This window comes from Rhizobium pisi, from assembly GCF_003938655.1.
Lineage (GTDB): Bacteria > Pseudomonadota > Alphaproteobacteria > Rhizobiales > Rhizobiaceae > Rhizobium > Rhizobium pisi.
Map to the genome: position 1 here is coordinate 1 of NZ_RJJT01000047.1, position 7988 is coordinate 7988.

Here is a 7988-nt window from a genome sequence, read left to right on the forward strand (position 1 = left end):
TCGGCGACCTGCTGCCGTTCAACTACTCCAAGACTACCGTGACCTGATAGAGCCGGATATCGAAACCGGTGCGATGGCGCTTTAGCGGTGCCGAAGCCGTCAAGGCGCATCGAAAATCGCGCTTACGGAGCAGGCGATCGACATGCCCCTTCATTCCGAAGGTTGCGATCGGGATACGCTCGAAGCCCATCCCCCAAACCCGGGTAGCAAACAGTTTCATCGCTCAACCTCGAGAGGGGAACAGGACAGTCACACGTGAAGCGGATCCGAAAGTTGACCTATCGGGAAATGTGTCCAAGATATTGATACTATCATATAATTACGCGCTAAAGTAGGGTCGTGTTCCGCGCCGGGATAACCCCACTTAATTTCTTTACGGCACTTCCAAGTGGTTGTCGCGAATATCAACGGGGGTGAATCATCGGAGCCAAATCACAGGTAGCTTTCCGTCGTGCCGTCCGAAAAAACAGCTCTCTTCACATCGAGAGATGCTTTTGCCACACCAGTGGAAACCGGCCCTACGAGCTTGTCGTAGATTTCATCAGATATGAAGGGGTTGTCTTTCCAGTAGAATATTGAATCGCTTTCTACGGTTTTGCCAGGCGCTATTTTAATGTCGAGACGAGCGATTTGATCAACAATCTTTTCTCCGAAAGCATCACTGATGGTCATGTTGAGCTCGACTGCAACGAGCGTTTTCTTCGTGCCGTTTCTGAGGGTCGGGACGAGGATGATCTGATCATTGAGAATCTGCCTACGGAAATCCTTTTGTCGAATCTCAAGTCTCACTTTTGCGGCCGTGATCGGGGAGTTGGATTTCGCTTCATCCCCTTTGGGTACTGCGGCGGATGTTTGGCTATCCGCAGGAGTGTTCTCGCCATCGATCTTTATTGCATCATAGCAGGTCAGGCGCTTCAATGAATCAGCTTCACCTCGGCAACTCTTCATATCGGCAATGGTGTCCGCCACGGCCGGTGTTGCGAGAAGCACCATCATTCCCAAAAGGTAAAATTGTTTCATGTCAATCCACACTCGCGCATTTAGTGCAAATTGACATGAAGCAAGGCCTTGTCAAGCCATCCAGCGAAATCGTCGGAAAGCTTACGCCAGGTCGAGCGGCCTGCTGTGAGCGGTGAGCCATTCATAGTTGGCCGAGATAGAGATTCGGGTGTCGAATTCCGACGTGATTTGCTCCGTCTTTGGTCTGAACCCTTCAAACTGGACCAATTTTGGCTAGAGTTTTTCGGGGCATTTTCGTAGCTTGGAAAGAAACGGAAGACGATGAAGGCATCGCTGTTTTCGGACGCATAAAAGGCGTTCATTTTGAAGCATGAAGATGAACGTGTTTCGGTCGGAGGGGTCGCCGGTTCCAATCCGTTCAAGACCGCCATGTTGCATGTGTGAGTGCCGATCAATGTTAAGGCTTTACATCGGGCGCAAATGGCTGCCTTTTTCACACAGCTGCCGCGCTGGCTGATCGGCGTGGAAGCCGCGCGACAGAACGGGCCCAGGACAAGAGCAGAAGTTCAAAATCCTGCCCTAATGGCGAACATACAATGAACGTCATGCGGCCCAGAGAAGAAGGCCAGGAAATCGTATGGATCTGAATCCTTCCGGCATTTGCTGCTCGGTATCCCCGGAGTAGATGCCGGTGAGGTTGATGCGCCCCAGCTAAGCGGCGATACGTATTTGAGTGTGAACAGGCTCTGAACAATGACCCCGTTGGGATGCCCTGCAACAGTTTAAAATTTATAGGAAAATCGGAACATCAATGGGGTTACGGGCTCCGCCGGTATGTTCTCTATTTTCTCCAAAGAACGTAATATATTTCTATAACTTAAGCGACGTCTTCAAGGTGGCGCCCTTGGATGCTTTTTTCACACCTATCCGCCGGGAGCTGGATTTGCTCCGATGATGATCATGAAAAGCACGAGAGCCCCTGTCTCGACCCCGTCTCTCAAAGCCGTCAACGGTCGCAACATAGTATTGAGCCGCCGGTTCCGTTCCAGTGCCGGCTCATCATCTGAAACCACCAATGTTTCCGAGACAGTTGGCGTCGTGAGATCGACCCCGGTATACGCTTCGCGGCTGTTTGCGGGGTATTGCCGTCCTGACAATTCGGTGCTCCAGATCATGTACAGCGGCGTGTCGAAATCACCGACGACATTTCCGTTGGAAGGCACAAAGCCAAGAGTTGCCAGGTTAGCTCTGAGATTGTCAGGCAATATGCCTTTCTTTGTTTCGCTGAGATTGGAATCATAGCCGCCAAGCACAATGCTGATCTTGGCTGTCGCCATGCCCGTCGACTGCACTCTTATCGTGTCGAGATAGGCGCGCGTTCCACCGAGCGAACTGAGTTGATCATATCGTGCCGATGACAGCTCGTTCAGACGGTTTGGAGGCAGAGTGAAATCAAAATCGTGAACGAGCGTTCGCAAGAGCAGACGCTCACCCGAATTGCTGACATTGAGCGCGACAACAGCTTCATTTGTCTCCACAGGAACATCGGGATAGGTCGGAACCAGAAAGGAAATTCCAATGATCGGGACCATCAGAATGAGAGAGAGTTTCAAAAGTCTCTTCGTCAAAGCTTTTTCTCTTGAATGCTTGCCACTCCGAACGGATTGAATTTGTATTCGTCTTCTTCGTATCGAGTGTCGTCGGATAGGGCGGCGTGACGAGCCGCCAGGGCTGCCTCTACGCCTTCCCGTGTCATTTCATCGGCGATATCATCAATCAAAGCAGCGATCTCGAGTTGCTCGGTATTGGTTGACGGCTGCTGATCATCTTTTTGGACAATGGTGATGAGTACATCGGGCAATCCAACCAGATGAAAGCCGACGCTGGCCATCCCCTCGACATCATCGCCGATGGGACGGCGCGCAAATGCAAGACGGCAAGCTCTTGCATGTGTCAGCAAATCGCGGGATGCCACTGCACCATGCGACTGCTCGAAAAGCTTCCTCCATCGCTGCACCCCATGCGCTACGCCCGCACTCTCACCCTTTGCGGCAATTGCACCATGATCGAGCATGTATTGCACAAACATCAAGGCTGTTGCGGATGTCGTTACGCTTGTCTCTGCCGTCATTGACGGGCCAAGTATGTAGAGAACCGACCCGTGCGCGGCGACAGCGTCTTCATCGGTCTCCTGATAGGCGTCGGGATCGACACGGTCCCAGCAAATATTGAATGACCGTACCATCCGATCGTCCGGCTCATCCCGCGAGCTGTCCTCATCGACAGTAAAATCATCGCCGAACAAGTCGATAGCGGCGCGGGCGCTCTGCTGGAGCGCCGCAAGACCATTTTCTCCGCCGAGAAAGCAAAGCACGTGGCGTGGCTTGTAGCTGGAACGGGACACTGCAAATTCCGGTGTTTCGCCCGATGCTCTAACGAGAGATGGCTTTCCCAGGATAAGACCGCCCAAAAATGCAAGAACGCCTCGACGCATTGAATTCATTCCGGTGCCCTATGGTTTTCAATCAATGGGTTTTAGGGTTTTAACAACGCCATATCCAAGATGCGCCTTATCGCATTCCTTTTATTTTCGCTGCAACTCGATTTTCAATCTTATCAATCAAAACGATAAAGCGAGACGATGACGACAAAGAAACAGAACTACAGGATAGCGCGGGCGCTCCCGATCGTCGCTATCCAAGGGGAAAAGCGAACCGCCTTCCAAATCCGAGAGAGTGCGCGGGCGCAATAGGCGTCGATGCCGGCGTTGGAGTTGTCCTGATAATATTCGGCGAGACCGCAGAACAGGGAATGGACTTCGCTTGCCGCCAGATTGAGCCCTTGGCACCGGTCGGCGGCACGATATGAGCGGCGTCGCCCACAAGGAAGAGTTTGCCGAAGCGCATCGGCTCGGCCACGAAGGAGCGCAGCGGGGCGATGGATTTTTCGAAGGACGCACCGGTCACCAGCACTTCGGCAAGGTGTGCTGGAAGCCGCCGGCGTAATTCGTCCCAGAAGCGATCATCACTCCAGTCCTCGACCTTCTCGTCGAGCGCGCATTGCAGATGATAGCGGCTGCGCGTCATCGACCGCATCGAGCATAAAGCAAAGCCGCGCGGATGATTGGCATAGATCAGTTCGTGGTTGACCGGCGGCACCTCGGCAAGAATGCCGAGCCAGCCGAACGGATAAACCTTCTCGAATGTGCGAATAGCCTTCGGCGACACGGATTTCCTGCTGATGCCATGAAAGCCGCCGCACCCGGCGATGAAGTCGCAATCGATGCGATAGGCCCCCCTCCCGCCCGTAGGTCACATAGGGCGACTGCCCATCATTGTCGTCTGGACAGACATTGGAAGCGTCATAGATGCTCATTGCGCCGATCGCTTCGCGGTGCTCCATCAAGTCGCGCGTCAATTCGGTCTGGCCATAGACCATGACGCCCTTGCCGCCGGTGAGATCCTTGAGATCGATGCGACGATCGCGTCCGTCGAAGGCAAGGGAGAAACCGTCATGCGGCAGGCCTGTTGATCGAGACGACGACCAATGGTGTATCGTCTCCCGTCGACGCGCGTCCTTCTGATTCAACGCGGCAATGGCGGAAATTCTGAGACAAAACAGATTATTCGGCAATGATATCAGTTTAGCTATATACTATGCCTAGCTTGAGGGCTGCTGCTCCGATACAGGGAATGACATTCACCCTCGGAAGCTTTGCAGCAAAAACATGTTGAACCGCAATTTGAAACGTAGCTTGATCCTTGGGCTGTTTGCCGTTGTAAGCCTGAGTAAGCCCGCATCGGCGAATGATTGCACGCCCGCTGACGCTTCATTGGCAGGGCACTATTATCTCCAAGGTGTCACAGAGGTAGGTTCGGAGCTGTTGCTGCGATCCGACGGCAGTTTTGAGTACGCATTGGCCTATGGCAACATGGACCAAGCTGCGAATGGCTGTTGGAGCCGGAGCGAGGAGGGCGTTGTCTTGATCTCATCAAGCTCGTTTTTCAAATCCCAACCGTTCACGCGGCTGGACCTCAAATTGAACAAGGACCACGGCCTGATTTATAAGATGGGGGATAGCGTTGAAGGCACATACGTCATTCAGTGAGTATGTGGCGCCTAAGCAATGCGTTTGTTCATTATGACGGTACAAAAGCCGTTGAGCCTGGCGTTGCGGCTTTCGTATTTTTCTTGCAGCTTTGTTTTCACAATCTTGATCACGATTGGGTTGTCGGTTGTATACCTCGGGACGGTGCCTAACCCCGCGCTCAGCAGAATGGATGCTGGCAGCTTTGTCGTTGGAATGTTGTTTTTGAGCGTATCGCTCATTGCAGCATTCTGGTTTGCATATCTTCCACTTCGCCGACATCCCAGAATTATTCGGGCGGCCACCGCCGCTTTCGCTCTTGTTGTTCTCGGAAGCCTCGTTTTTATCGCTTTTATTGACTGGGGTTGAAAATCGAGCTGCCGCGAAAGCAAAAGGGGCGATATGGCAGACCATGGATATGGTCCCATTAGAGCCCTCAACCGGTAGCGTTGCCTCAAGTTTTGCGGCGGAATATGCATGCGCGACCAAGCACTCTTCAACCGAACTTGCACGTCACCGCTACAAGCGTCATCGCTGTTGATTTGCTACCAAGCGACAGCTCCGCTCCAGCCGGAACTGGCCCCTCTCGCAGATTGTTCAGGCCGAAAGCCGACCACACGTATGATCAGCTCAAACTGCTTCAGCTATCCGTTAGTATTGTTTATCCAAGGTAAGCGCCGCTACGATCAGTGAAGCGGCCGTTTTGGAGTTGACAGAATCAAGACCGAAAAGTTCAGGCTCCACTGCCCGAAAAGTGAACGAGGAAAAGGCGGCAGACATCCGAAAGCGTCTTTTATGCCATCAATTTCAGAAAGTCATCACAGCCGGCCATGATACCAATCGCCCCCATCTCCATCTTCTTCTACCTCTTGCTTCTGGTCTCGACTATCTCGGCGCTCCTCCTCGTGTCATGGCTGGCGATGCTCAGTGTCCGGCGCGGCGCGCGAGAAACGTTTCGGGCATGGTTGTGGTTCACCCTGCCCATCATGATGCTGCTCGCGCTGTCGTCGACATTCGTCCTATCTTTCGTCTATCAAGGCTACCTCGTGGATGCGGATATCAAACGGGACGAAGCGGCGCGGAATATTACCCTTGAAAACCCGGCTGTGGTGGCGGGAATCGCCATGCCGGCGGGAACGCAGTTGCACAGCATGAGGCCGGGCGACCGTGAAGCCTTCGACGCTGCCCATTTTCCTGTTCCGATTTTGATCAACGGCCTCACTGCCACGAGCCTCAGCCGTAACCTCTATCCAGATCTCGATACAGATACTTATGCGGCCACCTCGGTGGAGGTGATATTGGCCTTCGACCAGCGCGTCGATGGCTGGCTCTGTGGGAGAGGGGAGCCGGTGGCGTACAAAATCGAAGCTGCCAAGATCGTCTTCGATTCCTGTGTCCTCGGCGCCGCCAATCGCCTCGAAAATTGGGAAATCCCAGTTGGTGCGAAACTGCTGGCACATGCAGGCTCCTCCCGTGGCTGGACCATTTTTCTTGCGCCCGAGACGATGACAACAGTACGTGGTCTGCCTCTGCAGGGCGCCCGGATAGCTGTGGATCGCGACCGCCATTTCGCGGATTTCAGCGAAGCGGTCCTCGCAACCGGGCTACGTCTGGGCGTGGTCACATACCCTGCCGGTACGCGCATCCGCTCGAAGGAGTGGACGTCACCAGGCCGGGATTCTGATAGCTTGATCCTGAGCCCGGTACGAGGCCAACTCGCGAAGCCTGATGGTCAGCCCGATGTTCTGTTCGGAAACTCGATCGTGCAGACGGTGGCTGGCCAGGTGCTGGCTACATTGCCCAACCAAAAAGCAGGCATCCTGGATTTCGAAGAGATCACGGTCGACGATCCGGCAGACTGATAATGCGCGGAAAACACGATCCCGGTTGCTCGCCTATCCATCGTGATCTGCTTCCGGAACCGTTGCCAAAAGCTCCGAAGCCCTATCAAACAACAGATGATAACTACATCTCCCGTGCAAGTCGAAAGGCACGCCATGCGCATTCTTCTCATTCTTGGTTCATTGATCGTGGGAACTATTGCCGGTATTTTCCTGTGCGGGATGATCTGGCGAACTTCTGCCCAAGAAGGAACAATGGCGATGGTGATCGGGGGAACGACCCCGGTTGTCCTCGGGGCCTGTGCGTATCTCGTCACTAGGAAGGCTGACGATCAGCGGCCACGCCTTCGCAATGCGCGGACATGGTTCACTCTCTTTTGCATAGCCGCGGCGGGGGCAGGACTTTTCCTATTGACAATTATCGCTGTCTTCTTGTTGCTCCAGCACGGTTAGAAATCGCTACCTGTAAATCAGCGCCGAAGAGTTCCCCCCAAGCAGAAAGGAAACAAGAGTGTGACTTTGCGCGCAAATTTGTAACCTGTTTACGGCCATCATCGGCGCCGATCATGATCCCGGGCGGTTTCAACTTTGAATTTTAGTTTCAGTTTCTTACGCGGCAACGTTAAGGGTGACGTCTCGCTGCTGATCCACGACGTTGCCCCAGAACAGCGCTTACGCTTCGTGCGGTGCGGCCGAGCGTTGTTTTCAGGTGCGTGCTTGAGGTTGATCCAATCATTGGAAAAGCAATGACGGACAAGACTGACGCATGGGAAACCTTGATCGAATTGGGTCGCAGCGCAATGGCTGGTGTCTACCTCAATCCCGTAGCGGAAGAAGACGCCCTCGATCAGATGCAGGTGGCTGCTCGGCAGGGTTTAGGCGAGGTGGTGCCGGAGGCGTATGTCGCCTTGCTCCGACTAACGAACGGGATACAGATCAACTGCGCATACTTCAAAACGGCAGAGGACCTTGTGGCACTGTAAACTTAACGCTCTGAAAGCAAGATCTCGGAGTGAGGTTTTGATTCATGCGGTGTGAAGACGTGCGATTTGGCGCCAAGTATCCAAGGCTGCCGCTCGCAGTTCGCGATGGTGGGCGGA

Annotated in this window: 7 protein-coding genes and 1 pseudogene; 3 read left to right on the top strand and 5 right to left on the bottom strand. The window is 53.8% G+C overall.

Going from position 1 to position 7988, the window contains the following annotated elements:
- Window positions 1-432 precede the first annotated feature (432 nt).
- The 4 genes and pseudogenes from EFD55_RS32585 to EFD55_RS32605 all read right to left on the bottom strand — a co-directional run.
- Complete coding sequence (locus EFD55_RS32585; protein ID WP_125851186.1) at window positions 433-1020, bottom strand: hypothetical protein; 588 nt, start codon at window positions 1018-1020, stop codon at window positions 433-435.
- 863 nt (window positions 1021-1883) lie between these two features.
- On the bottom strand, window positions 1884-2588 hold the full coding sequence (locus tag EFD55_RS32595) for a hypothetical protein (protein ID WP_245438692.1): 705 nt from the start codon (window positions 2586-2588) through the stop codon (window positions 1884-1886).
- Window positions 2585-3463 (bottom strand): hypothetical protein, encoded by an 879-nt coding sequence (locus EFD55_RS32600; RefSeq protein WP_125851190.1) that lies wholly within the window; start codon window positions 3461-3463, stop codon window positions 2585-2587. The genes EFD55_RS32595 and EFD55_RS32600 overlap by 4 nt, the downstream gene beginning before the upstream one ends.
- 182 nt (window positions 3464-3645) lie before the next feature.
- A pseudogene (locus tag EFD55_RS32605) lies at window positions 3646-4485 on the bottom strand (4-hydroxybenzoate 3-monooxygenase); the annotation flags it as partial.
- Window positions 4486-4687: 202 nt separating this feature from the next.
- On the opposite strand from EFD55_RS32605, the gene EFD55_RS32610 reads away from it, so the two are divergent.
- Window positions 4688-5068, top strand: a complete 381-nt coding sequence (locus tag EFD55_RS32610) for a hypothetical protein (RefSeq protein WP_125851192.1) — start codon at window positions 4688-4690, stop codon at window positions 5066-5068.
- An 11-nt stretch (window positions 5069-5079) separates the two neighbouring features.
- On the opposite strand, the gene EFD55_RS32615 is transcribed toward EFD55_RS32610, so the two are convergent.
- The gene (locus tag EFD55_RS32615) at window positions 5080-5289 is read right to left on the bottom strand and encodes a hypothetical protein (protein WP_125851194.1); all 210 of its coding nucleotides are present in this window, start codon (window positions 5287-5289) and stop codon (window positions 5080-5082) included.
- Between the two features lie 588 nt (window positions 5290-5877).
- Between EFD55_RS32615 and EFD55_RS32620 the strand changes: the two genes are divergently transcribed.
- The gene (locus tag EFD55_RS32620) at window positions 5878-6909 is read left to right on the top strand and encodes a hypothetical protein (protein WP_125851196.1); all 1032 of its coding nucleotides are present in this window, start codon (window positions 5878-5880) and stop codon (window positions 6907-6909) included.
- Window positions 6910-7634: 725 nt separating this feature from the next.
- A complete protein-coding gene (locus tag EFD55_RS32625) occupies window positions 7635-7871 on the top strand; it encodes a hypothetical protein (RefSeq protein WP_125851198.1) in 237 nt (78 codons plus the stop codon).
- The last annotated feature ends 117 nt before the right edge of the window (window positions 7872-7988 follow it).

What these genes read in the sequence shown, in the direction of transcription:
- EFD55_RS32585 (WP_125851186.1), bottom strand. Translation starts at nt 1,020, where the DNA reads ATGAAACAATTTTACCTTTTGGGAATGATGGTGCTTCTCGCAACACCG.
- EFD55_RS32600 (WP_125851190.1), bottom strand. Translation starts at nt 3,463, where the DNA reads ATGAATTCAATGCGTCGAGGCGTTCTTGCATTTTTGGGCGGTCTTATC.
- EFD55_RS32610 (WP_125851192.1), top strand. Translation starts at nt 4,688, where the DNA reads ATGTTGAACCGCAATTTGAAACGTAGCTTGATCCTTGGGCTGTTTGCC.
- EFD55_RS32615 (WP_125851194.1), bottom strand. Translation starts at nt 5,289, where the DNA reads ATGAGCGATACGCTCAAAAACAACATTCCAACGACAAAGCTGCCAGCA.
- EFD55_RS32620 (WP_125851196.1), top strand. Translation starts at nt 5,878, where the DNA reads ATGATACCAATCGCCCCCATCTCCATCTTCTTCTACCTCTTGCTTCTG.
- EFD55_RS32625 (WP_125851198.1), top strand. Translation starts at nt 7,635, where the DNA reads ATGACGGACAAGACTGACGCATGGGAAACCTTGATCGAATTGGGTCGC.